This is a genomic window from Micromonospora sp. Utrum1, from assembly GCF_057197805.1.
The window spans coordinates 171,570-198,183 of sequence record NZ_CM170071.1; the positions used below are offsets into that span (position 1 = coordinate 171,570).

The 26,614-nt window shown below is 71.4% G+C and carries 24 protein-coding genes; 12 read left to right on the forward strand and 12 right to left on the reverse strand.

Annotated elements, in window-relative coordinates; all coding sequences use genetic code 11:
* Nucleotides 1–8: 8 nt before the first annotated feature.
* The 3 genes from AC0OLQ_RS00830 (at nucleotide 9) to AC0OLQ_RS00840 (ending at nucleotide 1,804) form a co-directional block, all read left to right on the forward strand.
* Nucleotides 9–641: a phosphoribosyltransferase gene (locus AC0OLQ_RS00830; RefSeq protein ID WP_484529805.1), complete on the forward strand. Its 633-nt coding sequence runs from the start codon at nucleotides 9–11 to the stop codon at nucleotides 639–641.
* 23 nt (nucleotides 642–664) lie between these two features.
* The gene (locus tag AC0OLQ_RS00835; RefSeq protein WP_357331780.1) at nucleotides 665–1,039 is read left to right on the forward strand and encodes a TFIIB-type zinc ribbon-containing protein; all 375 of its coding nucleotides are present in this window, start codon (nucleotides 665–667) and stop codon (nucleotides 1,037–1,039) included.
* 81 nt (nucleotides 1,040–1,120) lie between these two features.
* Nucleotides 1,121–1,804: a maleylpyruvate isomerase N-terminal domain-containing protein gene (locus tag AC0OLQ_RS00840; protein ID WP_484529806.1), complete on the forward strand. Its 684-nt coding sequence runs from the start codon at nucleotides 1,121–1,123 to the stop codon at nucleotides 1,802–1,804.
* A gap of 17 nt (nucleotides 1,805–1,821) precedes the next feature.
* Here AC0OLQ_RS00840 and AC0OLQ_RS00845 read toward each other — a convergent pair whose 3' ends face one another.
* Together AC0OLQ_RS00845 and dnaB are read right to left on the reverse strand one after the other, a co-directional pair.
* On the reverse strand, nucleotides 1,822–2,760 hold the full coding sequence (locus tag AC0OLQ_RS00845) for a hypothetical protein (protein WP_484529807.1): 939 nt from the start codon (nucleotides 2,758–2,760) through the stop codon (nucleotides 1,822–1,824).
* Nucleotides 2,757–4,160 (reverse strand): replicative DNA helicase, encoded by a 1,404-nt coding sequence (dnaB, locus tag AC0OLQ_RS00850; RefSeq protein ID WP_357331786.1) that lies wholly within the window; start codon nucleotides 4,158–4,160, stop codon nucleotides 2,757–2,759. Before dnaB ends, AC0OLQ_RS00845 begins: the two co-directional genes overlap by 4 nt.
* Before the next feature lie 393 nt (nucleotides 4,161–4,553).
* Between dnaB and AC0OLQ_RS00855 the strand changes: the two genes are divergently transcribed.
* Nucleotides 4,554–6,098, forward strand: a complete 1,545-nt coding sequence (locus tag AC0OLQ_RS00855; protein WP_484529808.1) for a hypothetical protein — start codon at nucleotides 4,554–4,556, stop codon at nucleotides 6,096–6,098.
* A gap of 85 nt (nucleotides 6,099–6,183) precedes the next feature.
* On the opposite strand, the gene rplI is transcribed toward AC0OLQ_RS00855, so the two are convergent.
* The 4 genes from rplI to rpsF form a co-directional block, all read right to left on the reverse strand.
* Nucleotides 6,184–6,630: a 50S ribosomal protein L9 gene (gene rplI / locus AC0OLQ_RS00860; RefSeq protein ID WP_357331790.1), complete on the reverse strand. Its 447-nt coding sequence runs from the start codon at nucleotides 6,628–6,630 to the stop codon at nucleotides 6,184–6,186.
* A gap of 14 nt (nucleotides 6,631–6,644) precedes the next feature.
* Nucleotides 6,645–6,884 (reverse strand): 30S ribosomal protein S18, encoded by a 240-nt coding sequence (gene rpsR / locus AC0OLQ_RS00865; RefSeq protein WP_013289355.1) that lies wholly within the window; start codon nucleotides 6,882–6,884, stop codon nucleotides 6,645–6,647.
* 41 nt (nucleotides 6,885–6,925) lie between these two features.
* Complete coding sequence (locus AC0OLQ_RS00870; RefSeq protein ID WP_357331792.1) at nucleotides 6,926–7,459, reverse strand: single-stranded DNA-binding protein; 534 nt, start codon at nucleotides 7,457–7,459, stop codon at nucleotides 6,926–6,928.
* 80 nt (nucleotides 7,460–7,539) lie between these two features.
* The gene (gene rpsF / locus AC0OLQ_RS00875; RefSeq protein ID WP_484529809.1) at nucleotides 7,540–7,830 is read right to left on the reverse strand and encodes a 30S ribosomal protein S6; all 291 of its coding nucleotides are present in this window, start codon (nucleotides 7,828–7,830) and stop codon (nucleotides 7,540–7,542) included.
* A gap of 645 nt (nucleotides 7,831–8,475) precedes the next feature.
* Between rpsF and AC0OLQ_RS00880 the strand changes: the two genes are divergently transcribed.
* Together AC0OLQ_RS00880 and AC0OLQ_RS00885 are read left to right on the forward strand one after the other, a co-directional pair.
* Nucleotides 8,476–9,258: a deoxyribonuclease IV gene (locus tag AC0OLQ_RS00880; protein ID WP_484529810.1), complete on the forward strand. Its 783-nt coding sequence runs from the start codon at nucleotides 8,476–8,478 to the stop codon at nucleotides 9,256–9,258.
* Entirely contained in the window at nucleotides 9,255–11,405 is a 2,151-nt protein-coding gene (locus tag AC0OLQ_RS00885) for a hypothetical protein (protein WP_484529811.1), read from the forward strand. The genes AC0OLQ_RS00880 and AC0OLQ_RS00885 overlap by 4 nt, the downstream gene beginning before the upstream one ends.
* Nucleotides 11,406–11,418: 13 nt before the next feature.
* Here the strand turns inward: AC0OLQ_RS00885 and AC0OLQ_RS00890 are convergent, their stop codons facing one another.
* From AC0OLQ_RS00890 to AC0OLQ_RS00900, 3 genes are all read right to left on the reverse strand, one after another.
* Complete coding sequence (locus tag AC0OLQ_RS00890) at nucleotides 11,419–12,951, reverse strand: glycosyltransferase family 87 protein (protein ID WP_484529812.1); 1,533 nt, start codon at nucleotides 12,949–12,951, stop codon at nucleotides 11,419–11,421.
* Between the two features lie 119 nt (nucleotides 12,952–13,070).
* Nucleotides 13,071–15,896: a transglycosylase domain-containing protein gene (locus AC0OLQ_RS00895; protein ID WP_484529813.1), complete on the reverse strand. Its 2,826-nt coding sequence runs from the start codon at nucleotides 15,894–15,896 to the stop codon at nucleotides 13,071–13,073.
* A 194-nt stretch (nucleotides 15,897–16,090) separates the two neighbouring features.
* Nucleotides 16,091–16,537 carry a DUF5318 domain-containing protein gene (locus AC0OLQ_RS00900; protein WP_357331803.1) on the reverse strand — a complete coding sequence of 149 codons (447 nt, stop codon included), beginning with the start codon at nucleotides 16,535–16,537 and terminating at the stop codon, nucleotides 16,091–16,093.
* A 174-nt stretch (nucleotides 16,538–16,711) separates the two neighbouring features.
* Here AC0OLQ_RS00900 and AC0OLQ_RS00905 point away from each other — a divergent pair, with 174 nt between their 5' ends.
* Together AC0OLQ_RS00905 and AC0OLQ_RS00910 are read left to right on the forward strand one after the other, a co-directional pair.
* Nucleotides 16,712–17,350: a PadR family transcriptional regulator gene (locus AC0OLQ_RS00905; protein WP_357331805.1), complete on the forward strand. Its 639-nt coding sequence runs from the start codon at nucleotides 16,712–16,714 to the stop codon at nucleotides 17,348–17,350.
* A gap of 24 nt (nucleotides 17,351–17,374) precedes the next feature.
* The gene (locus tag AC0OLQ_RS00910) at nucleotides 17,375–18,454 is read left to right on the forward strand and encodes an inositol-3-phosphate synthase (RefSeq protein ID WP_357331808.1); all 1,080 of its coding nucleotides are present in this window, start codon (nucleotides 17,375–17,377) and stop codon (nucleotides 18,452–18,454) included.
* 64 nt (nucleotides 18,455–18,518) lie between these two features.
* On the opposite strand, the gene AC0OLQ_RS00915 is transcribed toward AC0OLQ_RS00910, so the two are convergent.
* Nucleotides 18,519–18,998 carry a methylated-DNA--[protein]-cysteine S-methyltransferase gene (locus AC0OLQ_RS00915; RefSeq protein WP_484529814.1) on the reverse strand — a complete coding sequence of 160 codons (480 nt, stop codon included), beginning with the start codon at nucleotides 18,996–18,998 and terminating at the stop codon, nucleotides 18,519–18,521.
* Nucleotides 18,999–19,068: 70 nt separating this feature from the next.
* On the opposite strand from AC0OLQ_RS00915, the gene AC0OLQ_RS00920 reads away from it, so the two are divergent.
* The 4 genes from AC0OLQ_RS00920 to AC0OLQ_RS00935 are packed head-to-tail and all read left to right on the forward strand — an operon-like array spanning nucleotide 19,069 to nucleotide 22,748.
* Nucleotides 19,069–19,578 carry a SigE family RNA polymerase sigma factor gene (locus AC0OLQ_RS00920; protein WP_484529815.1) on the forward strand — a complete coding sequence of 170 codons (510 nt, stop codon included), beginning with the start codon at nucleotides 19,069–19,071 and terminating at the stop codon, nucleotides 19,576–19,578.
* A complete protein-coding gene (locus AC0OLQ_RS00925; RefSeq protein ID WP_484529816.1) occupies nucleotides 19,575–20,654 on the forward strand; it encodes a TolB-like translocation protein in 1,080 nt (359 codons plus the stop codon). Before AC0OLQ_RS00920 ends, AC0OLQ_RS00925 begins: the two co-directional genes overlap by 4 nt.
* Before the next feature lie 18 nt (nucleotides 20,655–20,672).
* A complete protein-coding gene (locus AC0OLQ_RS00930; protein WP_484529817.1) occupies nucleotides 20,673–21,215 on the forward strand; it encodes a hypothetical protein in 543 nt (180 codons plus the stop codon).
* A 27-nt stretch (nucleotides 21,216–21,242) separates the two neighbouring features.
* Complete coding sequence (locus AC0OLQ_RS00935; protein ID WP_357331816.1) at nucleotides 21,243–22,748, forward strand: flotillin family protein; 1,506 nt, start codon at nucleotides 21,243–21,245, stop codon at nucleotides 22,746–22,748.
* Nucleotides 22,749–22,808: 60 nt separating this feature from the next.
* On the opposite strand, the gene AC0OLQ_RS00940 is transcribed toward AC0OLQ_RS00935, so the two are convergent.
* Together AC0OLQ_RS00940 and AC0OLQ_RS00945 are read right to left on the reverse strand one after the other, a co-directional pair.
* A complete protein-coding gene (locus tag AC0OLQ_RS00940; protein ID WP_484529818.1) occupies nucleotides 22,809–24,851 on the reverse strand; it encodes a S8 family serine peptidase in 2,043 nt (680 codons plus the stop codon).
* Between the two features lie 177 nt (nucleotides 24,852–25,028).
* A complete protein-coding gene (locus AC0OLQ_RS00945; protein ID WP_484529819.1) occupies nucleotides 25,029–26,489 on the reverse strand; it encodes a CCA tRNA nucleotidyltransferase in 1,461 nt (486 codons plus the stop codon).
* Nucleotides 26,490–26,614 lie beyond the last annotated feature (125 nt).

Genomic DNA, 26,614 nt, shown 5'->3' on the forward strand with positions numbered 1-26,614 from the left:
CCTGAGGCATGACCACCTACCGCGACCGGGCCGAGGCGGGACGCATGCTCGCCGACCAGCTCGGCGAGCTCGCCGGACGACCCGACGTCATCGTGCTCGGGCTGGTGCGCGGCGGCGTACCCGTGGCCCGGGTGATCGCCGAACGGCTCGGCGCGCCGCTGGACGTGCTGGTGGTCCGCAAGCTCGGCGTGCCATGGGCCCCCGAGGTGGCGTACGGCGCGCTCGGCCCCGGCGGGGTGCAGGTGCTCAACGACATGGTCGCCGGCCGCATCGGCGAGGACGAGCAGGCCGACGTACGCGGGCGCGAGCAGGCCGAACTCGACCGCCGCGAGCGGCTCTACCGTGGTGGCCGCCCGCAGCTCGACCTGACCGGGCGCACCGCCGTCATCGTCGACGACGGGCTGGCCACCGGCGCCACCGCTCGCGCCGCCGTCCAGGTGGCCCGGCACCTCGGCGCCGCCCGCGTGATGGTGGCCGTCCCCGTCGGCTCCGACCAGGCGTACGACATGCTCGCCGCCGAGGCCGACCAGGTGATCTGCCCCCAGGTCCCACCCGACTTCGCCGCGGTCGGCACCTACTACGACGACTTCCACGAGGTATCCGACGACGAGGTGACGCAGGCGCTCACCGCCACCGCGTGATTCCACCGGGTACCTTCGGTGTCATGCAGCTCACTTGTCCCAAATGCCACGGAGAGATGCGCCAGTACGAGCGCAGCGGAGTAGTCATCGACCAGTGCAGCGAATGCCGCGGCATCTTCCTCGACCGCGGCGAGCTCGAGAAGCTGTTCGAGGCCGAGGCGAACTGGAACCAGCAGCACGGCGCGCGGCAGGCGGCGCCGGCCGGCGGCGGCTACACCCCGCCCCCGCCGCCACCGCCCGCCGCCGCTCCCCACCAGCCCGGCTACGGGGCCGTCCCGCCGCCCCCGCCGCCCGGCCACGGCTACGCCCAGCCCGCGTACGGCGGCCAGCACCACGGCTACCACGGCCACTACCGCCGCAAGAAGCGCCAGGGGTTCCTCGGCGAACTCTTCGACTGACCGTCGCCACGCCGGGCCGGCGATCCACCGGCCCGGCGTCGCCGCGTGCCGACTTCGCCACGCCGTGGCAGGCTGCACGGCATGACCGCGATCCGGCAGCACGAGGCGCTGGCGCAGGCGTACGACGGCATCACCGCCGTCGTCACCCGACTCGACGACGCCGGCCTGCAACGACCCACCCGCTGCCGGGGCTGGCTCGTCGCCGACCTGCTCTTCCACGTGCTCTGCGACGCGCAACGGGCGCTGGTCGCCCTCGCCAGCCCGGCACCCGGCCCCGCCGACGTCGACGACGTCAGCTACTGGCGCGCGTTCACTCCTGGCGGCGCCGACGAGGTCAGTGCGAAGCACGCCTGGTGGGTCCGCCGCTCCGCCGCCGCCTTCGACCGGCCGAGTGGCGTGGCGCGGCTCTGGTCCGACACCGCGCCCGCCGCCGCCCGGGCGGCCGCCAACGCCGACCCCGACGGGTACGTGACGACGCAGGGGCACGTGCTGCGCGTACCCGATTTCCTGGCCACCCTGACCACCGAGGCGGTCATCCACCACCTGGACCTGGTGGTGAACCTGCCGCACGCGCCGCTGCCCGCCGAGGCTCCCACCCGGGTGGCGGTGGCCACGGTGGACGGACTGCTGAGCGACGAGGCGGTCCGGCCGACCGGCTGGGACGACCGGGACTACCTGCTCAAGGCCACCGGCCGGGTGCCGCTCAGCGACCGCGACCGGCTCGAACTGGGCGAGGCCGCCGGCTGGTTCCCGCTGCTCGGCTGAGGCCGTACGCTATCGATTCATGCGCCCTCGTGCTGCCGCGCAATCATTCGCGCGGCGGTCTCGGCCTTACGAGCAAGAGCTGTTGCGGCACCCGCATAGAGCAGCGCGGCAATCCGCTCAGCCGGCCCACACGTGGTCCCTACGGTGAAGATGCTCCGGTGCGGCCGCACCGACAGGCCGGTTATCCCTTCGCGTCCGAGGAAGGCTACGAAGGCATCCAGCACGTGGCGCCGGCCCACCACTCTGAACTGGGCAAAGGACCGAGTGCTCGGGGCAGGCCGCCGGTAGATGCCGAGCGATCCGTCGCCGTCGACGATGCCGCGCCAGAAGTCGCGCGAGACTACCAGCCGTTCGTCGAGCGCTTGCTTGTACCGACCCAACTCGACGAGCCGGTCCGCCAGCCGATGCGAGCGCACAGAGAACTGGCATGACCCGTGGGTCGGACTCGTACGCGAGATGCTGTTGTCGCAGCCCAGATAATTCCGGAGCGCAACCAGGTGGTCCCGGTCCCGCTCGGCCAGGCCAACGGAGATCTGGGGAATGTGGCCCCGGCGGTAGCTGACACACCCGTCGGCGAACAGGAACCCGATCCAGTAACAGGTGTCCGGCTCGAAGCTGTCGAAGGCGTCGTGCCGCAGACCCTGTGATACCGAACGGATCTGGATGCCTCGGCGGATGATGAGACCACGAACGGACGGGGCCGTCACGCCAAAGTCCGTAGCGATCTGGTTGAGCGATGCTCCGCCTAAAAATCTGCTGACGACCTCGGATCTCTGGGCGTCCGTCAAGGTCCCCACACGGCGGGTCGGTACTCCGTTGCGACGGAGCATGCCCCGAATCGCCTGCCTGGTCACTCCGTAGCGCAGGCCGAGGGCGGTGATGCTCTCGCCGCTGGTCGCACGGGCGAGGATCTCCTCCCGTTCGGCAGGAGTCAGCCGGCGACCAACCCCGGTCATACGATGGCCATGTCCACGAAGCGCGACAGGTGGAGTTGAGCCGCCACGGTCACCGTGTCGGTCGGGCCATTCCGGTGCTTGGCGATTATGAAATCCGCCTCCCCGGCACGCGGCGACTCCTTGTCGTAGTAGTCGTCGCGGTGCAGCAGGATGACCACGTCGGCGTCCTGCTCGATCGAGCCGGACTCACGCAGGTCGGACAGTTGCGGTCGCTTGTCGGTGCGCTGCTCCGGGCCACGGTTCAGCTGGCTCACCGCGATCACCGGGCACTGGACCTCCTTGGCCAGCAGTTTCAGGCCACGGGACAGGTCCGCGACCTCCTGCTGCCGGCTCTCGGTGCGCTTCGGCGAGGTCATCAGCTGGAGGTAGTCGACCACGATCAGCTTGAGGTCGTGCTTCTGCTTGAGCCGCCGCGCCTTGGCCCGGATCTCCATGAGGTTCATGCTCGGCGTGTCGTCGACGAAGAGCGGCGCCTCGCTGATCTCGCCCATGCAGCGGGCCAGCTTGGTCCAGTCGTCGTCGGAGAGCTGGCCACTGCGCAGCACGTGCAGCGGTACGCGGGCCTCGGCCGAGAGGAGTCGCATGACGATCTCGACCTTGCTCATTTCCAGCGAGAAGATCGCCGCAGCCTGGTTGGCGCGAATAGCAGCATTTCGAGCAAAGTCCATAGATGCCGTGGATTTTCCCAAACCGGGCCGGCCAGCCACAATCACGAGCTGGCCGGGATGCAGGCCGTTGAGGAGGCGGTCGAGGTCGCTGAACCCGGTCGGCACACCGGTCATCACCCCGCCCTGCGCGCCCACCGCCTCGATCTCGTCGAGCGTCGGCTGGAGCATGTCGGCAAGGACGGCGAAGTCCTCACTGACCCGCTTCTCGGTCACCTCGTAGACGGCCTGCTGGGCGAGGTCGACGACGTCGTCGACGTCCCGGCTGCCGCCCTGGCCCGTGCCGTAGCCGAGCTGGACGATCCTGGTGCCGGCCTCGACCAGCCGGCGGAGCACCGCCCGCTCGCCCACGATCCGGGCGTAGTACGCCGCGTTGGCGGCGGTGGGGACGCTGGCGATCAGCGTGTGCAGGTAGGGCGCGCCGCCGATCCGGGCCAGGTCGCCGGAGTCGGCGAGCGCGGCGGCCACGGTGATCGGGTCGGCGGGCTCACCGCGGCCGTAGATGTCGAGGATCGCGTCGAAGATGGTGGCGTGCACCGGGCGGTAGAAGTCGTTCGACTTGAGGATCTCGACGACGTCGGCGATGGCGTCCTTGGAGAGCAGCATGCCGCCGAGGACGCACTGCTCGGCGGCCACGTCCTGGGGCGGGGTCTTCTCGAACTGGCCGTCCCGCTGCGCCGGTGCGGGCGGTTGCCCCCCGGACCGGTCCGAGCGCGTCTCGTCGGTGACCGACACGGGTCCCCCCTTGCTGCGTCGGATCGGATCCAGCTCTACCGCCGGGGTGTGACAACTTCCGACGACCCTCCGGTCGATCGGGGGCCATCGCCCGGACGGTCGGAGGCCACGATACGGATACCGAGGTCAGCCGCTCAACAGGACCGGTGGACGAGCCTCGGGACAACCTGTGGACGCCGGTGCACAGGCATGTGCGCAGGGTGTGCACAGGGTGTGGACAACTGATGGGGAATTCCGGCTCACTCGGCTCTGACCTGCGGTTTTGCAATCCCCACCCTGTGGACGGAAGATTTCGGGTCGAGCTTCGGTGCCGTTCGTCCCGTACTATCTCTGCGAACGGCTACACCTGGACAGCGGATTGCACTTTCGGTTGAGAAAGGTCACGCTCCGGCCGTGAGAAACCGGGACTGGGGAAGCGGGGAGGGCAGCCCGCGCGAGCGCCGGCCGAGCCCCTCCTGGGACGCTTCCGCCGATCCGCTCCCGGTCGAGTCGTCCGCTCCCGAGCGCTACCGCACGCCGAGCCGGCGCCGCGCGGTCGAGCGCGGCCAGGGCGAGCCGGTCGACGCCTATCTTCCCCGGTGGGCGCTGGATTCCGGGATCCGCCGGGCGGACGGCGGGGGTCGGCACGCCGCTCCCGACGACGGCGAGGACGTCGAGCCGCCCTACTCGGGTGCGGGCCGGCGGGCGGACACCGGCCGGCGCTGGGAGGACGACCGCCGCGACCTGCGGGCCATCGGCGCCGGCTCGGCGTCGGAGCACACCGCCGAGTGGACCCTGGACACCCCGCAGGAGCAGGGGTACGTGGGGAGCCGGCGGGCCGACGGGATCGAGGGCGAGCCGGTCTCCGGGGTGGCCCCGCGGAGCCGGCCGCGTCGGGCGGCGACCCGGCGGCCGCAGGTGACCTGGTCGGGGCTGGAGGACGCGCCCGAGGCGGGCGACGACGGTGACCGTTGGGACGTCGGCCGGCCGACCCGGCGCAGTCGGCGCCCGGCGGCGGATTCCTGGTCGTCGGCGGTGGACCCGTGGGAGCGCAGCCGGACGGCCGAGCCGGATCCGGCGCAGCAGCCGGCGGTTGATCCGTGGGACGCGTCGGGCGTGCACGCGTGGGGTCGTTCCGACACCGCGGGCCGGTGGGAGCAGGCGGAAAGCCGCTGGGACCGGACGGAGCAGACCGGCGAGTGGGACCGGTTCACGGACACCGGCCAGTGGGACCGGCACGCCGACACGGGTCAGTGGGACCGGGTCCGGGAGACCGGCGCCTGGGACCGGTACGCGGAGGTCGAGCCGTGGGACCGGACGGCTCCGCCGGCGCCGGCCCGGGAGGGTTGGGCATCGCCGGAGCAGGCCGAGAGCTTCTGGTCCGGGACGCGGCTGGCCGGTGACGATCCGCGCTGGACCGAGACGCCGCCGTCGGCCCCGCGGTCGCCGATGGTCGCCTACGCGGCGCCGCGGCCGGCGCCGCGCCGCCGGACGGTGGAGCCGGTGGGGGCGGCGCGGGCCGGCGCGTCGTCGACGCTGCAGCGGCGGGTGGAGACGATCGGCGGCGGGTCGTGGAGCCGCCGGCTGGAGGACGACCTGCTCGACCCGGATCCGGGCGGGCCGCTGCGACCGCTGGTCTACACGGCCGCGTGCTACCTGGTGCCGGCGTTGCTGCTCGTCGTCGGGCTTCTGTTCCTCGACGGGCAGCCCCCGGCGGGTTGCGTCACCGACATCACCGGGGGCGGTTGTGACTCGCCGCGGACGCACGCCGTCGCCTCGTTGCTGGCGGGGGCGCCGCGGTTCGGGCTGGCGCTGCTGAGCAGTCTCGTGGTGGCGATGGTGCTGCGTGGGGTGGGCACGACCTGGCGGTCGGCGACGGTGGCCCTGGCGGCGGCCGTGGTGGGTGGCGGCCTCTCCACCGTGATCATCAGCGCGGTGACGGGCCAGCCGATCGGTTGACGCCACCACCGGCGGCCAACCTCCGGAACATGCGGAAGGGCCCGCACCGGCGCCGGTGCGGGCCCTTCCGTCGTGCTGTCGGGTGTCAGCCCTTGACCACGTTCAGGTCGAACTTCGCGGTCACCTCGGGGTGCAGCCGGATGCTGACCGGGTAGGCGCCGAGCGACTTGATGTGGCTGGGCAGCTCGAGCCGACGACGGTCCAGGATCGGACCGCCGGCCGCCTTGACGGCGTCGACGATCTCGGCCGGGGTGACCGAGCCGAAGAGCCGGCCGCCGTCGCCGGCGCGGGCCTTCAGGTTGACCTTCAGACCCTCGACCTGGGCCTTGACCTCGTTGGCGTGGTCGAGGTCGCGGATCTCCCGGGCCGCGCGGGCCCGCTGGATGACCGTGACCTGCTTCTCCGCGCCCTTGGTCCAGGCGATCGCGAAGCCCTGCGGCAGCAGGTAGTTACGGCCGTAGCCGTCCTTCACCTCGACGATGTCGCCCGGGGCACCGAGGCCGGACACCTCCTGAGTCAGGATGATCTTCATGTCGGTGCCTCCTCTCAGCGGGTCGTGGCCGTGTACGGCAGGAGCGCCATTTCGCGGGCGTTCTTGACCGCGCGGGCGATCTGCCGCTGCTGCTGCGAGGTAACGCCGGTCACCCGCCGAGCGCGGATCTTGCCGCGGTCGGAGATGAACTTGCGCAGCAGCGCGGTGTCCTTGTAGTCGATGTAGGTGATCCCGTCCTTGTCGAGCGGGTTCACCTTCTTCTTCGGCTTGCGAAGTGCCGCAGCCTTGGCCATTGCTCTTGCTCCTGGTTTGCGATCGCGGGCGCTCGGCGCCATTAGAACGGAGGCTCCTCGTCGAAGTTTCCGCCCGAACCACCGCGCGAGGGAGCCGGGGCAGCCGAGGCCCAGGGGTCGTCGAAGTTGCCTCCGCCGCCACCCTGGCCACCACCACCACCGCCACCGAAGCCGCCGCCACCGCCGCCCGAGCGGGACATCTTCTGCACCTTCGCCGTGGCGTAGCGCAGCGACGGGCCGATCTCGTCGACCTCCAGCTCGATGACGGTGCGCTTCTCACCCTCGCGCGTCTCGTACGACCGCTGACGCAGCCGGCCGGACACGATCACCCGAGCGCCACGCTGCAGCGACTCGGCGACGTTCTCGGCGGCCTGTCGCCAGACCGTGCACGAGAGGAACAACGGCTCGCCGTCCTTCCACTCGTTGGACGCCTTGTCCATGAAGCGGGGCGTCGAAGCGACCCGGAACTTGGCGACCGCCGCCCCGGAGGGGGTGAACCGCAACTCGGGGTCATCGGTCAGGTTGCCGATGACCGTGATGGTGGTGTCTCCTGCCATGACCATCTCCTCGCGCACTCATCTCTGTGCCCTACAGGCTCTCAGAGCCCTCCGACAGCGTCGATGAGGCTTGATCCGGACGTGCCGGGTCTAGATGCTCAGCGCATCTCCGGGCGGATGACCTTGGTGCGCAGCACCGACTCGTTGAGTCGGAGCTGACGGTCCAGCTCAGCCACGGCCTCCGGCGACGCCTGGAGGTCGATGACGGCGTAGATGCCCTCGGCCTTCTTGTTGATCTCGTACGCGAGGCGCCGGCGGCCCCACACGTCGGCCTTCTCCACCGAGCCACCCGCGGTCCGGATCACGTTCAGGTACGTGTCGAGCGACGGGGCGACGGTGCGCTCCTCGAGGCTGGGGTCGAGGATCACCATTACTTCGTAATGACGCAAGACGTGCTCACCTCCTGTGGGCTAAGCGGCCACGGTCCTTCCGTGGCAGGAGGTCGTGCGTCGTGGCCCACGCCGGTGTCGGGGGAACCCGGCCGGACGTGGACAACCGGACCAGGATACCCGGTCCGGACGATCATGCCCGGGCCGGTGGTCCACGGCGTCCGGGCGCGGCGACAGGGGCCCACCTCCGGCGTCGCGTGCCGGCGGTGGACCCCTGTCCACAGGGCCGCGGGGCGTCCCGTCCGCATTCCTTGGGTGGGACCTGGGGAGGAACGACCACACCGATGAGGTTGGATCGAGGACGCCCCGCGGAGCTTTATCGTGTTGTCACCTGGTCTGACCATACAACGGCTCTCGTCACCTCTTGGGGGAAATGGAGGAATTCGCCCGGCTGGTTCTGTGACCAGCCGTCGGATGTGACGAGTCGGATCCCGCCCCGTCGTGCCGGGCCGCACGGCGGGGCGTCCCGTTGCCGGGGGTCTTCCCTTCGCCCGTACGCGCTTTGGACCCGTGTCCGAGCGGAGCGTCGACCATCGATCCCATCTCGGACAACGAACGCCGGGCCGGGTGGTGACGCGATCCGTTCCGACGAACCCCCGCGCGCGGGAACCCCGTGCGTCGGAGGCGCGACGTAGGCTGCCCTGCATGCGAATCGGAGCCCACGTCGATCCGACCGACCCGCTGGCCGAGGCGGCCGCCCGGGAGGCCGAAGCGGTGCAGTTCTTCCTCGCCGATCCTCAGGGCTGGAAGGCCCCGAAGCCGCGGGAGGACGCCGAGCGCCTGCGGGCCGCCGACGTCGACCTCTACGTGCACGCGCCGTACGTGATCAACGTGGCCACGCTGAACAACCGGATCCGCATCCCCAGCCGCAAGCTGCTGCTCGGCCACGCCGCCGCCGCAGCGGCGGTCGGGGCCAAGGGGCTGATCGTGCACGGCGGCCACGTCAACGCGGGTGACGACCTCGCCGTCGGCTTCGACAACTGGCGGAAGACCTTCGCGTACGCGGCGGACTCCGGCGGTTTCCCGCTCCCGATCCTGATCGAGAACACCGCCGGCGGCGACAACGCCTGCGCCCGGCACCTGGACGCGCTGGCCCGGCTCTGGGACGCGCTCGGCGACTACGAGGTGGGCTTCTGCCTCGACACCTGCCACGCCTATGCCGGGGGCGAGGAGCTGCTGGGGCTGGTCGACCGGGTGAAGGTGATCACCGGCCGGATCGACCTGATCCACGCGAACAACTCCAAGGGCACGTTCAACTCCGGCCAGGACCGGCACGACAACCTCACCGGCGGCACCATCGACCCGGAGCTGGTGGTCGCGGTGATCCGGGCGGCGGGCGCGCCGGTGATCGTGGAGACCCCGGGCGGCGTCGAGGGCCAGGCGGCCGACATCGCCTTCCTGCGCGGCCAGCTGGGCGCCGCGGCATGACCACCGAGCAGTCCGACGTGACCGACGGCCGGGCCGACAGCGACCCGGAGCCGGCCACCGGCGACACCCCGCCCGACGCGACGCCGAACGCGGCGGGCAGCAGGGACACGGCCCCCCGGTCCGGCCGGGACGGCGTCGACGCCGCGGGAGGGGGCGACAGGGCCCGAACCAACGGCAGGGCCGACACCGTCGGCAAGGCCACGACCATCGACAACGCCGAGCCCGCCAGCAAGGCGGGGACCGACAAGGCCGAGCCCGACAAGGCCGAGACCGACGACAAGGCCGGCACCGACGACAAAGCCGAGGCGGGCAAGGTCGAGGCAGGCAAGGCCGACACCGGCGACGAGGCCAAGACCGGCGACAAGGACGGGGAGCAGCCCGGCGACCCCTGGACCGCGTTCGGTCCCGCCCCCGACCCGGTGCTCACCCGGCCCCGTCGGGTGGTCCGCGCGGTGGGCCGGTTCCTGGTGCACGAGTGGACCCTGGCGGCCGTCGCCTCGCTGGCGCTGGCCGTGCTGATGACCTGGCCGACGCTGCGCTACCCGCGCTACACGCTGCCGCAGGACTACTGGGACCCGAGCCTCCAGTCGTGGCAGATGGCCTGGTCCGGGCACACCCTGCTGACCGACCCGGCGCAGCTGTGGACCTCGAACACGTTCTTCCCGGAGCCGTGGAGCTTCGCCTTCTCCGACACCCTGCTCGGCTACGCCCCGGCCGGCATGATCGGGGCCGGCCCCGAGGACGCCCTGCTGCGCTACAACATCATGTTCGTGCTGGCACACGCACTCGCCACGTTCGGGGCGTACGCGCTGGCGCGGCAGCTCGGCGCGGGCCGGATCGCCGGCGCGGTGGCCGGGGCGAGCTACGCGTACGCCCCGTGGCTGCTGGCCCAGGCCGGGCACCTGCACGTCATCTCCAACGGCGGCATCCCGCTGGCGCTGGCCATGCTTGCCCGCGGTCACGGCTGGTCGCTGCGGTACGGCTACCGGCCACGGCGCCGGCACGCCGGCTGGGCGTTCGCCGGCTGGCTGGTGGCGGCCTGGCAGCTCAGCCTCGGCTTCGGCATCGGGCTGCCCTTCGCGTACCTGCTGGCCGCTGTCGTGCTGGTCTCGGCGGTCGTCTGGTTCGCGCGGCGGCGCCGGGTGAGGCGCCCGTTCGGCCGGCGGCTGTTCCTCGCCGACCTGCTCGGCGGGCTGGTCTTCGCCGCGGTGGGCGCGCTGCTGGCCGTGCCGTACTTCAAGGTCGCGGAGCTGCACCCGAACGCGGCGCGGACGCTGGGCGAGATCCAGCTCTACTCGCCGCCGGCCAGCGGGTTCTTCACCGCCCCGGCCGAGTCGCGGATCTGGGGTGAGCTGCACGAGGGCGCCCGGGCCGTGCTGCCCTGGCACCCGGAGATGACGTTGCTGCCGGGCTTCGTGCTCTACGCGCTGGCCGCCGGCGGGCTCTTCTTCTCGGTCTGGCGGGTTCGCCACCGGCTCTTCCTGCTGGCCGGGGTGCTGGTGACGATGGCGCTGGCCATGGGCACCCGGTTCTTCGACGGCCGGTTCACCTACGTGCCGCTCTTCGAGCACCTGCCGGGCTGGAACGGGCTGCGGACGCCGGGCCGGATGATGCTGTGGGCCACCCTCCTGCTCGGCCTGCTCGCGGCCGGCGCGGTCACCGCGTTCTGCGCCCGGGTACGCGAACTCGCCGCCGAGCGGGTCCCGCCGTGGCCGGGTCCGTGGCTGCGGCTGGCCACCCTGGTGCCCCTGCTGCTGGTCGTGGTGGAGGGCTTGAACGTCACCCCGCACCCGGTGGTGCCGCGACAGCCGGCGGTGATGCGGACCGTGGACGGCCCCATGCTGGTGCTGCCGAGCAGCCAGAACCTGGACCAGCCGGTGATGCTCTGGTCGACCGACCGGTTCCAGCCGATGGTCAACGGCGGCAGCGGCTTCACCCCGCACTCGCAGGCCCAGGTGCGCGAGGCCACGGTCAGCTTTCCCGACTTCGGCAGCGTCGACTACCTGCGTCGGCTCGGTGTGAAGAACGTGGTGGTGCTCCGCGACCGGCTGGGCGGCACCCCGTGGGAGGGGATGCTCGACCGGCCGGTCGACGGGCTGGGCGTGACCCGGGAAGAGGTCGGCGACGCGGTGGTCTACCGCCTCTGACCGAGGTCCCCGGTCAGGCGGTGGCTGGCTCGGCGGGGCGGTCGAGGGCCGGGCGGCCGTGGCGCCAGCGCTGGTACCAGGGAGCGTCCTCCGCGCCGTCGAGCACTCCGCCGTCCGGGTCGTCCGCGTAGGTGTCCCGGACCGCGTCCCGCTCGGGGCGCAGGATGTCCCGGATCACGAAGCCGCAGAGCACCGCCACGGTGATCAGGCGCAGGCTGGCGGCCAGCACGAAGACCCCTTCGGGGAAGACCGGCCGGGTGGTGGCCGCGCCGAGCAGCTCGCCGTAGAAGGCGGCGAAGTAGCAGACCTCGGCGAACTGCCAGGCCAGGAAGGCGCCCCAGCGCGGCCGGGCGAGCACCGCGAGCGGGAGCAGCCACAGCACGAACTGCTGGGACCAGACCTTGCTGAAGATCAGGAAGGCGGCGACCACCAGGAACGCCAGTTGGGCGAGCCGGGGCCGGCGCGGGGCGAGCAGCGCCAGCGCGGCCACGCCGAGGCAGGCCAGCGCGAAGAGCAGGTACGACAGCCAGTTGAGGGTCGCGATGTTTGCGTTCAGCCACTCGAAGGGCCCGAGGTCACCGGGCGCGGCCGGGCTGATCCTGCCGTCCAGGTAGCGGCCGATGTACCAGAGCGTGCCCCAGTCGATCGGCCGGGTGGTGTTCAGATCGAAGAACCGGCCCCAGCTCTCCGGATAGGGAATCGCCGCCGGCAGGTTCACCAGCACCACCGTCAGCGCGGCCGTGATGACGGACAGGAGGGCGGGCAGGATGCGCCCGGAGCGGACCGCGAGCACCACGATCGGCCCGAGAATGAACAGCGGCCACAGCTTCGCCGCGCCGCCGAGCCCGAGCAGCACCCCTGCCAGAGCGGCCAGCAGGACACCCGTCTGGTCGGGTCGGGAGCGCGCCCAGGCCAGCAGCCCGAATGCGGCCAGCCCGACGGCGAGCAGGTCCCAGTTGACGGTGGCGGTGAGCACCAGGGCCGGCGACAGCGCGAAGAGGGCCGCGTCCCACGGTCGTCGGCGGCGCAGGCGGAGGATGACCGCGACGGTGGCGACGGCGAGCGCGCTGAGCACCAGCGCGTTGAGGTTGTAGAACCACTGCCCCTGGTTGATGCCGGGGTTGTCCGCGCCCAGGGCGTGCACCGGCAGGCCGAGCGCGCCCATGAAGTAGCCGGTCAGCACCGGGTACTCGACCGGGTGGTCGGCGTAGGGGACCTTGCCCTCGTTGAGCCCTTCGGCGTAGTAGAGGGCCAGCACGTCCGTGTAGCACATCCGGGTGTACTGGACGTTGTTCTGCCAGGCGCCGTCCTGGCAGGGGGACTTCTGCACCCAGTGCAGGGCCAGCGTCAGGCAGACCAGGGCCAGCACGATCCGCGCCGCGGTCCAGAACCGGCCCTCCCGGCCGGCGGGCCGGTCCAGGGCGACGGCGTGGTCACCCAGCGGGCCGCCGATCAGCTCTGAGGTGCCGCGGACGAAGCCGTCCGAACGGGACGGGTGGTCGGTGGGCCCGGCGTCGTCGATGCCGGCCGTCGACTGGGTGCTCATGGAGAGGCATCCTGCCGTACGTCGGGCCTTCGCGTCCCGTCCCGGGCGCAGATTTCCGGTACCCGGAACGCCGACGGCGGCCGGGCCGATAGCCCGACCGCCGTCGATGGGCGCTGCCGTCAGTACGTCTGGCGTGGTGCTGTGGTCGGTAGCAGGCCACCGCCAGCGCCGCCGTTGCCGCCACCGCCGGGCCCGCGCGGGTCGGTCGGGACGCCTCCGGTGTTGCCGCCGTTGTTGCCGCCGTTGTTGCCGCCCGGGCAGAACAGGCCCAGCGGGTCACAGCCCGGCTGCTGGCCCGGCAGCGTCGGGTCCGGCGGCGGCGCCTCGCCGTTGCCGGTGTCGTCCTTGCCGACGTGCGCGGCTGGCGGGAAGTCCAGCTTGTCCTTGCCCTTGAGGGCCTCGTTCATGAAGCGCTGGAAGATGGCACCGGGCATCTTGGCACCGCTGATCTTGTTACCGTCGTCGTCCTTGATCGCCTTGCGGTCGCCCTTGTTGCCGACCCAGACGGCGGTGGCGAGCTGCGGCGTGTAGCCGATCATCCAGGCGTCACCGTTATCAGTGGTCTTCTCGTTGAGTTCCCAGGTACCGGTCTTCTCGGCGACCTTTCGGCCGTCGTCGAGCGGACGGTGCGACGACTTGGCCGGGTACTGCTCCAGCACCGAAGTGACGTCGGCGACGATGTCCTTCGGGATGCGCTGCTGCGGCTTCAGCTTGGGGGACCCGACGAGGTCCCACTTGCCGGTGTTCGGGTTCTGCTTCTCCACCTTCTTGATGAAGTGCGCCTTGTTGTAGACGCCCTGGTTGGCGAAGGTGGCGACACCGTTGGCGTGGTCGAGGACCGTGATCGGGTACTGGCCGTAGCCGATGACGTGGAAGAACGGCGCGGGAGCCAGGTCTTTCGGGTCCGCCTTGGTGAGGTCGTACGCCTTGGCCGGGTTGGTGTCGGTGCGCCACATGGTGGTTACCCCGGCCCGCTTGGCCATGTCGAGCACCTTGTCCGGGCCGATCTGCTCGGTGATGTAGTAGAACGGCACGTTCAGCGACTTCAGCGTCGACACCTCAAGGGTGCAGGAGTCACCGCAGGAGACCCGGTCGGCACCGGCGTTGCTGACCTTGAACTTCGTGTCCTTCGGGGTGAATGCCGAGCCCTTCCACCGCGACTTGATGGAGATGCCCTCATTGAGGGCCGCCGCGAGGGTGTAGATCTTGAAGCTCGACCCCGGCGAGTGGCCGCCGCTGATGACGCCGTTGTCGTAGTTCTTGCCGGCGTAGTCCGTGCCGGTGCCGTTGTCGCCGCCGTAGTAGGCGCGCACCTCGCCGTTGCTCGGGTCGATCGACACCAGGGCCGCCATCAGGTTTGGCGGTTGCCCGTCCAGTTCGGAGCCCTTCTTGGCTCGCTGGGCCGCCTCGAGCGCCGCCGTCTGGATCTTGGTGTCGATGGTGGTGGTGACCTTGTAACCACCGCGGCTCAACGCCTTCGAGCAGAGCGGCTTGTTCAGCGTGACCTCGGCCTCGTTGTCGGTGCAGAGGTTCATCTCGCGCATCTCCTGCGAGACGTAGTTGACCACGTTGCCGTACGGGGTGTCGATGCCGAAGCCGCCGCCGTTGTTCTTCGACGGCTTCTGGAGCGTCTTGGTCGGGTACTCGGTGGGGTGGTCCGGCATGTTCGGCGCATCGAGCCACTTCTCGGTGATCATGCCGTTGATGACGTAGTTCCACCGGTCCAGCGCGGCAGGCTGGTTGATCGCCGGGTCGTAGCCCTTGTGCGTGGTGCTCGGCTCGGGCTGCTTGATCAGCGCGGCCAGCACGGCGGCCTCCGCCACGGTCAGCTTCGACACGTCCTTCTTGAAGTACGTCTGCGCGGCCGCCTGGATGCCGTACGCGCCGCGGCCGAAGTAGATCACGTTCAGGTAGTGCTGCATGATCGTGCGCTTGTCGTACTTGTCGTTCAGCTTGGAGGCGAGGATCGCCTCCTTTACCTTGCGGCCGTACGAGTCCTGGTTCAGGTTGTCGAACGCGTTGCGGGCGTACTGCTGGGTGATCGTCGAGGCGCCCTGCTTGTCGCCGCCGCTGATGTTGTTCCAGGCGGCCCGTGCGATGCCCTTGTAGTCCACACCGGAGTGCCGGTAGAAGTTGCGATCCTCGGCCGCGGCCACGGCGTGCTGAACCCACTCCGGGATCTGGTCGATGGTGACGAGTTGGCGGTTCTGGTCACCGACCTTGGCGATGGTGGTCTTGCCGGTGCGGTCGTAGATGGTCGTCGACAGCGGCGGGATGGTGTCCTCGGGGAGTACCACCTTGGTCGAGTACCAGGTGAAGCCGACCACGCCGATGCCGGCGAGCATGACGAAGACGGCGAACCCGGCGATCATCATGTTGATCCGCCGGCGCTTCTTCGCCCGGGCCCGCGACGCCGGGTCGTCCCCGCCCCCGCCTCGGCCACCGCGACCGGGGCCGGTCGGGCCGCCCGGCCCGCCGGGGCCGCCACCGGCCATGCCGGGCACGCCGGCCCGGGCCACTGCGGCCCGGCCGCCCACGGCCGCCGAGCCGACGCTCGCCCGCCCGGCCGTGCCGACGCTCGCCGCGCCGACCGACGCACGCCCGGCGGGACCGGCCGGGGACACCGGCACGGAGGCTCGCCCGGCGCCGGCCCGACCCGAGGCGCCGCCGGGCGCCGGGGAGACCGGCACTGAAGCCCGTCCCCCACCGCCGCGGCCCACGGAGGCCGAGCCCGCGGCGCCACGGGGTGCCGGGGCCGCGCCGCCGACCGAGGCCCGGCCACCGGACGCGGAGCCGCGCGGTGTCACGGAGGCCCGGGCCGAGGCAGCGCCCTCCGGCCCGGAGGACCAGCCGTTCCCGTGCGGGCTCCCGGGAGAACCGGGGTCGCCGTTCGGGCCCGGGATCTGGGCCCGCCCACGCGAAGAACTGGAATCGCCGTAGTTCATTCCTCACACCCTGCCGGTCGCGGTGGGGCGCGGACGCGCCACCACCGGGTTGCCGTGAGCTGGAACACGAGACGCTACACCCCGGGCGTGCCGGGGCGCAGGCGTCAAATCCGATTTATTCGGACCAATCAGACCTAGTAGCTGTCGGTCGTCCCGCCCTGGGTTCGGGCCGGGATCGATCGGGACAGCCGGGTTCACCGTTGCGCCTCTCGCCTTCGTCGAGGGGCGGAGCCGTTCGCCGTCTCCTGCTCCGCCGCGTCGTCCGTGCCACCGGCCAGCCCGTCCCGGCCGAGCAGGAACTGCTCGACGAGATGGTTCCAGTCGCAGCCGGGGCACACCTCCACCACGAACACCTGGAACTCACGCAGCGTCATGGCCAGGACCGGCAACTCGGCCCGGGTACGCGCCTGGCCGGCCGACTGCTTGAGTTCGTCGCCGTAAATGTAGTGGACGTGGATCAGGTTCTCACTGCGGCAGATCGGGCAGCGCTCGTCGGTGGGCTCGCCGTGGAAGCGAGCGGCGTTCTTCAGGTACGGCGAGGCGTCGCAGACGTCGTACGTGCCGATCCGTCCGGCGAGGAGTTCACGCAGCACCGCTCGCTTCTGGAGCGAGTAGTCGACGACCTGGCGCTGCGTACGCATGCGGGAAAGGGTACGCGGTCCGGCGGGACGAGGCGACCATCGTCACGATCCGTGACCACAGGACCTCAGAATCGGGGGTTTGCCCTGATCATGTGTCTCCGCTAACGTGCGATGTATCGGTCCGATACATCGCGGCGGTTACCACTCCGCGCCAGGGGTAAGAAGGGATGGCCCGTGCTCGAACTCGCCATCCTGGGACTCCTGCAGGAGGCTCCGATGCACGGCTACGAGCTGCGCAAGGAGTTGACCGCCAAGCTCGGCGCGATCCGGGCGGCGATCAGCTACGGCTCGCTCTACCCGACCCTGCGCCGGCTGCAGGCGGCGGGATGGATCACCGAAGCCGCCGAGACACCCGCGACCGCCGAGGAGGTTCCCGCGCTGACCAGCCGACGCGGTCGGGTGGTCTACACCATTACCGCGGAGGGCAAGGAACGCTTCGCCCAGCTCATAGCGCAGGCTGGACCCGAGACGTACGACGACACGGGCTTCGGCGTGCACTTCGCGTTCTTCGCCCGGACCGACCAGGCCACCCGGCTCCGGATCCTGGAAGGTCGTCGCCGGAAGATCGAGGAGCGTCGCGAAGGCCTTCGTGACGTGCTCGGCCGGGCAGCCGAGCGGCTCGACGCGTACACCCTGGAACTGCAACGCCACGGGCTCGACGCCTGTGAGCGCGAGGTCCGCTGGCTGGAGGAGCTCATCGCCAACGAGCGCTCCGGCCGGGCCCCGACGGTCCCCCAACCCGGGACGGCCGGCGGCCGAGGAGAAAACGACAGCCCGCCCACGCCTGGAGAGTCCAGGAAAGAGCGGCCGTGATGAAAGAAGAAGGAGGCAGACGTTATGGGCTCCGTCCGCGTCGCCATCGTCGGTGTGGGTAACTGCGCCTCGTCCCTCGTGCAGGGCGTGGAGTACTACCGGAACGCCGACCCGAACGACCGCGTCCCGGGTCTCATGCACGTCACCTTCGGCGACTACCACGTCTCCGACGTGAAGTTCGTCGCGGCGTTCGACGTGGACGCCAAGAAGGTGGGCATGGACCTCGCCGAGGCCATCGTGGCCAGCGAAAACAACACCATCAAGCTGTGCGACGTGCCGCCGACCGGCGTCACCGTGCAGCGCGGCCCGACCTTCGACGGTCTGGGCCAGTACTACCGCGAGATCATCGAGGAGTCGGACGTCGAGCCGGTCGACGTGGCGCAGGCGCTGCGCGACGCGCAGGTCGACGTGGTCGTCTCCTACCTGCCGGTGGGCTCCGAGCAGGCCGACAAGTTCTACGCCCAGGCCGCGATCGACGCGGGCTGCGCGTTCGTGAACGCCCTGCCGGTCTTCATCGCCTCCGACCCCGCGTGGGCGAAGAAGTTCGAGGACGCGGGCCTGCCGATCGTCGGTGACGACATCAAGAGCCAGGTCGGCGCCACCATCGTGCACCGCGCCCTGGCGAAGCTCTTCGAGGACCGCGGGGTCGAGCTGCTGCGCACGTACCAGCTCAACTTCGGCGGCAACATGGACTTCATGAACATGCTGGAGCGCAACCGCCTGGTCTCGAAGAAGATCTCGAAGACCCAGTCGGTGACCTCCCAGATCCCGCACGAGATGCAGAAGAGCGACGTGCACATCGGCCCGTCCGACCACGTGCCGTGGCTGGACGACCGGAAGTGGGCGTACATCCGCCTGGAGGGCCGCTCCTTCGGTGACACCCCGCTCAACGCCGAGCTCAAGCTCGAGGTGTGGGACTCGCCGAACTCGGCCGGCGTCATCATCGACGCCGTCCGGGCCGCGAAGATCGCGCTGGACCGGAAGATCGGTGGCCCGATCCTCTCCGCCTCCTCGTACTTCATGAAGTCCCCGCCGAAGCAGTACGCCGACCACGACGCGCACGCCGCCGTCGAGGCGTTCATTAAGGGCGAGATCGAGCGCTGACGCGCTGACCGAAACCGAAGGAAGGCCGGGTCCGTACGGACCCGGCCTTCCTTTTCGGCGTACGTCAGGACCAGGCGCGCCTCAGCGCCACGGCGGCTTCCAGCTCCAGCAGGGTCACCTTGCGCGGCAGCCCGCCACCGAACCCCACCAGCTTGCCGCCCGCCCCGACGATCCGGTGGCAGGGCACGAGCACCGGGATCGGGTTGCGGTTGCAGGCCACCCCGACGGCCCGGGCCGCCCCCGGGTCGCCGACCGTCTTCGCCACCTCGCCGTAGGTCTTCGTCTCCCCGTACGGAATGCGGGTCATCTCCCGCCACACCGCGCGCTCGAACTCCGAGCCGCGCGGCGCCACCACCGGCACGGTGAACCCGGTCAGTTCACCGGCGAAGTACGCCCGCAGCTCGGCCACCGCCAGCCGGGCGACCTCGTCGCCGGGCTCGTCGGTCGCCGACGCCACCCGGCCGAAGTGCGCCCCGCGGACGGCCTCCCCATCGGTGCCGACGGAGAACTGCCCGATCGGCGAGTCGAGCACGGTCCAACGCATGTCCCCCATTGTTCCGCGCGATGAGGCAAAGTTCCTCCCGCCCCGGGCGTCTGAGCTACGGAGGTGGGCGGTGGCAGAGGTCGACGGGGAGCTCACCGCGTTCGTCAACGAACGCGGAGCGGCCCTGCTGCGCGTCGCGTACGCGCTGGCCGGGAACCAGCACGCGGCGGAGGACCTGCTCCAGAACGCGCTGGCCAAGGCGTACGCCCGGTGGCCCCGGATCCGCGGCGACGCGGAGCCGTACGTGAAACGGATCCTCTACCACGACCAGGTCTCCGGCTGGCGGCGCCGGGCGCGGCGCCCGGAGGTGCCGCTGGCGGAGCTGCCGGAGCGGCCGGCGGCCGGCGAGGATAGCGACCTGCGGCTGCTGCTGCGGGACGCGCTGCGGGCGCTGCCGCCCCGGCAGCGGGCCGTGCTGACCCTGCGCTATTTGGAGGATCTCAGCGTCGAACAGACCGCGGCGCTGCTCGGCTGCCGGACCGGCACGGTGGCCAGCCAGAGCGCCAAGGCGCTGGCCAAGCTCCGGCAACTGGTGCCGGGGCTGGACGAGCGGACCAGCCGAGCGGAGGTGACCCGATGAGCACGTCGCTGGACGAGACCCTCCGGGCGGCCGTACGCGAACTCGCGGACGGCGTCGGCCCCGCCCCGGACCTGGCCGCCCGGGCGCTCGGCCGGGGTCGCCGGCTGCGCCGCAGGCGGCGGGTGGCCGCGACCGCGGCGGCCCTCGTCGCGGTGGTCGCCGTGACGCTGCCGTTCGTGCTGTTCCGGCCCCGGCCCACTCCGCCCCCGACGACGCCAGCCCCGTCGCCGGTGGTGCGGCCCACCCCGGGCGCGGACTGGGCCGGGAAACCGCTGGTGCTGCCCGGCGACCGGGTGGTGACCCGGGCGCAGGCCACCGGCGGCTCCGGCGCCGGAGTCCTGCTCGACCGGAAACGGGGTCGCTACTTCAGCACCGACCGCTACGACGGCATCTTCCCGGCACCGACCGGCACCCTCGTCGCGGTCCGCGACGACGACCGACCCCGGGAGATCGGCCTGTTCGACCTCGCCAGCGGAAAGACCCACTGGTACGAGGTGGGCCGGGCACTCTCCACGCCGCGCTGGTCGCCGGACGGACAGCGGCTGCTGTTCACCACCCACCAGCTGGACCACTTCGGCTTCATCGTGCTGCACCTGGACGGCACCAGACAGGTCCATCCGGTGGGCCTCCTCGGCTGGCCCTGCGCAGACTCCTGCGAATTCACCTGGATGCCGGACGGCCGGGAGGTGGCGCTGACGCTGAGCAAGCGTCGCTCGGAGAGCCAGCCCCGGGATCTCGCCAAGGGCGTACAACTCCTGTCGGTCGACACCGGCCGGCCCACCCGGCTGGTGACCATGCCCGGCGGACCGGTCGGCCCGGACGCCTGGTCGCCGGACGGCAGGCTCGTGGTCGTGCAGGGCCAGCAGGAACCGCTGCTGGTCGAGACGGCGACCGGCCGGGTGGTGAATCCGCTGCCCACCGCCGACGTCGTCTGGGTCGCCGACGACCGGCTGCTCTACCGGCGGCCGCACGGGTCGCGGGACTTCGTGCTCGCCGATCCGTCCGGCCGGGAACTGGTCCGTCAGCCGCTGCCGAAACAGCTGGTCGATCTGGAGGTGACCGTCGCGCCGCGTTGACCGTTCGCTCAGTAGTCGATGTTGCACGCCATCGATACCGTGCAGGTCGTGGCCACGGGGACGCTCATCTTCCTGATCATCGGTGGGGCCGGGGTCGGCGTGCTGACGCTCGCCCTGCTCGGGTCGGGCGTGCTCCACCTCGGCCATCCGGACGTCGACGGGCCGGTGTCGCTGGAGGCGGTCGCCGGGTTCACCGGTGCGTTCGGCTTCGGCGCCGCGATCGTCAACGAGCTGCTCGGTGGGCGTACCCCCGGAATGATCGCGGCGGCGGTGGCGGGCGGCGCGTTCGCCGCCGTGCCCACCGGCTGGCTGGCGGCCCGGCTCAGCCGCGCGGCCCGGAACATGCGCACGGACGCCACGCCGACCCGGGCCCACCTGGTCGGCGCGATCGGCCTGGTGGTGACCCCGGTCCCCGCCAACGGCTACGGCGAGGTCCGGGTACGCCTCGCCGGCCAGCCGGTCAAACTCAACGCCCGCGCCGACCATCCGATCCCGGTCGGCGCCCGGATCTTCGTGGTCGAAGCGCTCAGCGAGACCAGCGTGCACGTCGAGACCTACTGATTCGCCCCAGCACAGACGGGAACTCCCATGCCCCTGCTCGTCGCCATCGGCGGCGCGGTCCTCCTCGCCGTCGTCCTCGTCCTCTTCGTGCTGTCCCGGATCAAGGTGGCCGGCCCGAACGAGGCGTTCATCGTCACCGGCCGCAAGGGCCGGACCACCCAGACCGCCGACGGCGGACGCTCCACCGACATGTCGGGGCAGAAGGTCGTGCTCGGCGCGTCGGTCTTCGTGCTGCCCGTGGTGCAGAAGCTCCAGTCCCTCGACCTGTCCAGCCGGCGGATCGACGTCGGCATCAAGGGCGCGGTGAGCAAGCAGGGCATCCGCACCGACCTGCACGGCGTGGCGATCGTCAAGGTCGGCGGTACCGAGGACGCCATCCGCGCGGCCGCCCAGCGGTTCCTGCACCAGCAGGACGAGATCGAGGACTTCACCCGGGAGGTGCTGGCCGGCGCGCTGCGCTCGATCGTCGGCCGGCTCACCGTCGAGGAGGTCATCCGGGACCGGGCCGCGTTCGCCAGCGCGGTCGCCGAGGAGGCCGAGCACTCGATGACGAACCAGGGCCTGGTGCTGGACACCTTCCAGCTCCAGGACATCCTGGCCGAGGGGTCGTACCTGTCCGACCTGGGCCGGCCCGAGGCGGCCCGGGTGCTCAAGGACGCGGCCATCGCCGAGGCACGGGCCCGGCAGCAGGCCGAGCAGGAGCGGCTGCTCGCCGAGGAGGCGATCGCCGAGGCGAACCGGAACCTGTCGCTCAAGCAGGCCGCCATCCAGGCCGAGATCGACGCGGCCAAGGCGAGGTCGGCGGCGGCCGGCCCGCTCGCCCAGGCCGAGCGGGACCAGGCGATCCTGTCCGAGCAGCAGAAGGTGGCCGAGCGCAACGCCGAGCTGAAGCAGCGTCAGCTCGACACCGAGGTGCGCAAGCCGGCCGACGCGGCCCGCTACAAGGTCGAGCAGGAGGCCGAGGCGTCCCGGAACGCGGCGGTGCTCAACGCGGACGCGCAGCGGCAGGCCACCATCGCCGCCGCCCAGGCCGCCGCCGAGCAGGCCCGCCTCACCGGTGAGGGCGAGCGGGCCCGGCGGGCCGCGTTGGCCGAGGCGAACGCGATCGAGGGTGCCAAGGAGGGTGAGGCCGAGCAGCGCCGGCGTTCCGCGATCGCCGAGGCGGTCGAGCGCGAGGGTCAGGCCGAGGCCGCGGCCATCCTGGCCAAGGGGCAGGCCGAGGCCGACGCGATGGCCCGCAAGGCCGAGGCGTTCGCTGCGTACGGCGAGGCCGCGGTGCTCGACCTGCTGGTCAAGGTGCTGCCGCAGGTGGTCGAGGCGGCCAGCGCCCCGATCGGCGCGATCGACAAGATGACCGTCATCTCCACCGACGGCGCCTCGTCGCTGACCAAGTCGGTCGCCGGCAACGTGGCGCAGGGCCTCCAGCTCGGCAGCGACCTCACCGGCATCGACCTGGCCGGGCTGCTCGCCAAGCTGGGCGGCGCGCACACCAACGGCAGGAACACCGTGGACGGCACCGCCGTCAACCCGTGACACGACGGCGCCCGCCGGTTCCCCTTGGGGGGATTCCGGCGGGCGCCGTTATGTGGTCGGTCAGATGACCGCGACGACGAACTTCTCGCCGATGCCGAGACCCAGGGTCTCGCTGTCCCAGTCGATGGTGCGGCTGGAGATGAGCTGGCTGGCGCCGGTGCTGCCGGCGGTGACCGCCTGCCCGTCGACGTACGCCCGCAGGTAGATCGAGCCGTCCGGGTTGTAGTCGAGGAAGTCGAACGTCTCCCACAGACCGACCGAGGCGGACCGGGCGATCAGCGGCTTCGCGCCCGCGCTCTCGGCGGTCACGAACTTGCCGTTGACCAGTGCCTTGAGGCCGAAGAAGCCGTCGCCGACGCTGACGATCTCGAACTTCTCCCAGGCCCCGACGCTGGCGGACCGGGCGATCAGCGGCAGCGTGCCGCTGCTCTCCGCGGTGACGAACTTCCCGTTGGCCAGGGACTTGATGCCGACGACCGGGGCCGACGCGTCGAAGTCGAACTTCTCGGCGGTGCCGATCGCGGTCTTGCTGGCGATCAGCGGGGAGGTGGTGCTCGGCGCGGTGACGTACCGGCCGTTGATGGTCGCCTTCAGACTGATCGTGCCGTCGGTGTTGTCGACGATCTGGAACTTCTCCCAGGCGCCGATCGAGGCGGAGCGGGCGATCAGCGGCTTGGCGCCCGCGCTCTCCGCGGTCACGAACTTGTTGTTGGCCCGGGCGCGCAGCCCGACCAGGCCGCTGCCGGCGTCGACCACGTCGTACTTCTCCCACGCCCCGATGCCGGTGCCCCGGGCGATCAGCGGCTTGGCGCCGCCGCTCTCCGCGGTCACGTAGCGGCCGTTGACCCGGGCCTTCAGCCCGTACGAGGCGCGGGCGGTCGGGACCGTGCCGACGTGCAGCAGCCGGTCGATCGAGCCCATGGTGTCGTGCACCGCGCCGCCCACACCGGTGGTGACGATGGAGTCGCGCACCTGCTGCGGTGTCCAGGTCGGGTGGGCCTCCAGCAGCAGCGCGGCGGCGCCCGCCACGTGCGGGGAGGCCATCGAGGTGCCGTTCATCGCCACCGAGCCGTCGGTGGTGCCCATCTTCGCGGAGACGATGCCGGTGCCCGGCGCGAAGGTGTCCAGGCAGCGGCCGTAGTTGGAGAACCAGGCCCGGAAGTCCACCTGGTCGGTGGCGCCGACCGTGATGGCCGCCCCCACGTTCGCCGGGGAGACACCGCAGGCGTCCTCCCAGCTGTTGCCGGCCGCGACGGCGTACGTGATGCCGGAGGCGATGGAGTTGATGAGCGCCTCATTGACCGCCTGGTCGGTGCCGGGGAAGCCGAGGCTCATGTTCGCCACGGCCGGCCCGGTGGCGTGCGTGGTGACCCACTCGATGCCGGCGATGACCTGCTCGCTGTTGCCGCTGCCCTCGCAGTCGAGCACCCGCACGGCGACGAGGTTGACGTCCTTGGCCACGCCGTACTTCGTGCCGCCGATGGTGCCGGCCACATGCGTGCCGTGGCCGTCGCAGTCCTGTGCCACGTCGTCCTGCTCGATCGCGTCGTAGCCGTAACTGGCCCGACCGCCGAAGTCCTGGTGGTCGATGTCGATGCCGGTGTCGATGACGTACGCGGTCACGCCGGCCCCGGTCGTCGGGTAGGTGTAGACGCCGTTGGCCTTCGCGGTGGTCTGGTCGATCCGGTCCAGACCCCAGGACGGCGTGCCGCTCTGGCTGCCGGTGGCCGACCAGCGCTGCACCTGCTGGACGTACGCGACGTCCGGGTCCGCGGCGAGGCGCTCGGCCTGCCGGCGGTCCATGCTGGCGGAGTAGCCGTGCAGCGCCTTGCCGAACACCCGGCGGACGGTGCCGCCGTGCTCGCCGGCGAGGGCCGACGCGGCGGACCGCACCTTCGCGGCACTGGCCTTGCCGTCCTTCAGGACGACGATGTAGCGGCCGGGGACCGCCTCGGCCGCGTCGGCGCCCCGGACCGGGGCACGCTTCGGGCCGGCCGGATCGGCAAGCGCGGGGCCGCTCGTGGCGGCGCAAATGATGGAGGTTGCCGAGGTGAGGGCGAGCCCCACCAGGGCAGCGCGGCGCAACGCACCGTGGTTTCTCACTGAGGATTCTCCCCGTGTCCAGAACCGTCCGAACCGGACGGGCGGATGCGATCAGAACCGCCTCACCCTCGAATCGGGAGGTCGGTGATGACCAACATCATGCGGGAGACATCGACCTTCGCGCGTCAACCGTTCGGTCGACACGCCGGCGTATCGTCGTCTGCCGGCCCGCCGGCGTCAGCCGACGACGCCCTGCTCCCGGGCCCAGCGCAGCAGCTCGGCCTCGGCCTCGTCCCGCTCCAGCGGGCCGCGCTCCAGCCGCAGCTCCTTCAGGTACTGCCACGCCCGCCCGACGAGGGGACCCGGCGGTACGCCGAGCAGCTCCATGATCGCGTTGCCGTCGAGGTCGGGACGGACCCGGGCCAGGTCCTCCTCGGCGGCGATCCGGGCGATCCGTTCCTCCAGCGCGTCGTAGTCGGCGGCGAGCTGGGACGCCTTGCGCCGGTTGCGGGTGGTGCAGTCGGAGCGGGTCAGCTTGTGCAGGCGGGACAGCAGGTCACCGGCGTCGGTGACGTACCGCCGGACCGCCGAGTCGGTCCACTCGCCGCGGCCGTACCCGTAGAAGCGCAGGTGCAGGCCGACCAGCTTGACCACCTGGGACGTCACGTCCTTGGGATAGCGCAGCGCCTTCATCCGGGCCTTGGTCAGCCGGGCGCCGACCACCTCGTGGTGGTGGAAGCTGACCCGGCCGTCCGGGCCGACCGCCTTGGTGGCCGGCTTGCCCACGTCGTGCATGAGCGCGGCCATCCGCAGCACGAAGTCGCAGCCGCCCTCCTCCATCGACATGGCGTTGGCGACCACGGTGAGCGTGTGCTCGTAGACGTCCTTGTGCTGGGCGTGCTCGTCGATCTCCAGCTTGAGGCCGGTCAGCTCCGGCAGGAAGCGCTCGGCCAGCCCGGTGTCGACCAGCAGCCGCAGCCCGGTGATCGGGTCGGCGCCGCAGAGCAGCTTGGTGAACTCGTCCCGGATCCGCTCGGCGGTGATCCGGTCCAGGTCGGCGGCCATCCGCGTCATCGCCTCGCGGACGTCCGGGTGGACCGCGAAGCGCAGCTGGGCGGCGAACCGGGCCGCGCGCAACATCCGCAGCGGGTCGTCCCGGAACGACTCCTGCGGCGTGCCGGGAGTACGGATGATCTTCGCGGCCAGGTCGGCCAGGCCGCCGTACGGGTCGGTGAACCGGTGCTCGGGAACGCTGACCGCCATCGCGTTGACGGTGAAGTCCCGGCGCTTGAGGTCGTCGACCAGGTTGGTCCCGTACTCGACGATCGGGTTCCGGCTGACCTGGTCGTACGCCTCGGCGCGGAAGGTGGTGATCTCCAGCCGGAGCCCGTCGCGCTGGCAGCCGATGGTGCCGAACTCCCGGCCGGTCTCCCAGATCGACTCGGCCCAGCCGCGAATGATCCGGATCGTCTCGTCCGGGTGCGCATCGGTGCAGAAGTCCAGGTCCTCACCGAGGCGGCCGAGCAGGGCGTCCCGGACCGAACCGCCCACGAGGTGCAGTTCGTGACCGGCCTGCGCGAAGCGCCGGCCCAGCTCGTCGGCGACCGGGGAGACGCGGAGGAGTTCGGCGACGGCGTTGCGCTGCGCGGCGGTCAGGTCGCGGCGGTCGGCGGCGTGGGAGGCGGAGGCTTCGGACATGGGATCGCCAGCCTATCGGGCCGGGGCCGCATCTCCTGCGCCGGGCGCGGGTAACGGGCCGAGGTTGACTAAGGTCTCGTTGGGCGGGCCGGCGAGGCCCAGCTCTGGCATACCCCTTGGAGGCT

Excerpts from the sequence above, each read along its gene's own strand:
- AC0OLQ_RS00880 (WP_484529810.1), top strand. The coding sequence starts at position 8,476 with ATGCGAATCGGAGCCCACGTCGATCCGACCGACCCGCTGGCCGAGGCG.
- AC0OLQ_RS00915 (WP_484529814.1), bottom strand. The coding sequence starts at position 18,998 with ATGCGTTGGACCGTGCTCGACTCGCCGATCGGGCAGTTCTCCGTCGGC.
- AC0OLQ_RS00835 (WP_357331780.1), top strand. The coding sequence starts at position 665 with ATGCAGCTCACTTGTCCCAAATGCCACGGAGAGATGCGCCAGTACGAG.
- AC0OLQ_RS00840 (WP_484529806.1), top strand. The coding sequence starts at position 1,121 with ATGACCGCGATCCGGCAGCACGAGGCGCTGGCGCAGGCGTACGACGGC.
- rpsR (WP_013289355.1), bottom strand. The coding sequence starts at position 6,884 with ATGGCCAAGGCTGCGGCACTTCGCAAGCCGAAGAAGAAGGTGAACCCG.
- AC0OLQ_RS00895 (WP_484529813.1), bottom strand. The coding sequence starts at position 15,896 with ATGAACTACGGCGATTCCAGTTCTTCGCGTGGGCGGGCCCAGATCCCG.
- AC0OLQ_RS00830 (WP_484529805.1), top strand. The coding sequence starts at position 9 with ATGACCACCTACCGCGACCGGGCCGAGGCGGGACGCATGCTCGCCGAC.
- AC0OLQ_RS00935 (WP_357331816.1), top strand. The coding sequence starts at position 21,243 with ATGCCCCTGCTCGTCGCCATCGGCGGCGCGGTCCTCCTCGCCGTCGTC.
- AC0OLQ_RS00925 (WP_484529816.1), top strand. The coding sequence starts at position 19,575 with ATGAGCACGTCGCTGGACGAGACCCTCCGGGCGGCCGTACGCGAACTC.
- rplI (WP_357331790.1), bottom strand. The coding sequence starts at position 6,630 with ATGAAGATCATCCTGACTCAGGAGGTGTCCGGCCTCGGTGCCCCGGGC.
- AC0OLQ_RS00930 (WP_484529817.1), top strand. The coding sequence starts at position 20,673 with ATGTTGCACGCCATCGATACCGTGCAGGTCGTGGCCACGGGGACGCTC.
- AC0OLQ_RS00890 (WP_484529812.1), bottom strand. The coding sequence starts at position 12,951 with ATGAGCACCCAGTCGACGGCCGGCATCGACGACGCCGGGCCCACCGAC.
- AC0OLQ_RS00885 (WP_484529811.1), top strand. The coding sequence starts at position 9,255 with ATGACCACCGAGCAGTCCGACGTGACCGACGGCCGGGCCGACAGCGAC.
- AC0OLQ_RS00910 (WP_357331808.1), top strand. The coding sequence starts at position 17,375 with ATGGGCTCCGTCCGCGTCGCCATCGTCGGTGTGGGTAACTGCGCCTCG.
- AC0OLQ_RS00845 (WP_484529807.1), bottom strand. The coding sequence starts at position 2,760 with ATGACCGGGGTTGGTCGCCGGCTGACTCCTGCCGAACGGGAGGAGATC.
- AC0OLQ_RS00900 (WP_357331803.1), bottom strand. The coding sequence starts at position 16,537 with ATGCGTACGCAGCGCCAGGTCGTCGACTACTCGCTCCAGAAGCGAGCG.
- AC0OLQ_RS00945 (WP_484529819.1), bottom strand. The coding sequence starts at position 26,489 with ATGTCCGAAGCCTCCGCCTCCCACGCCGCCGACCGCCGCGACCTGACC.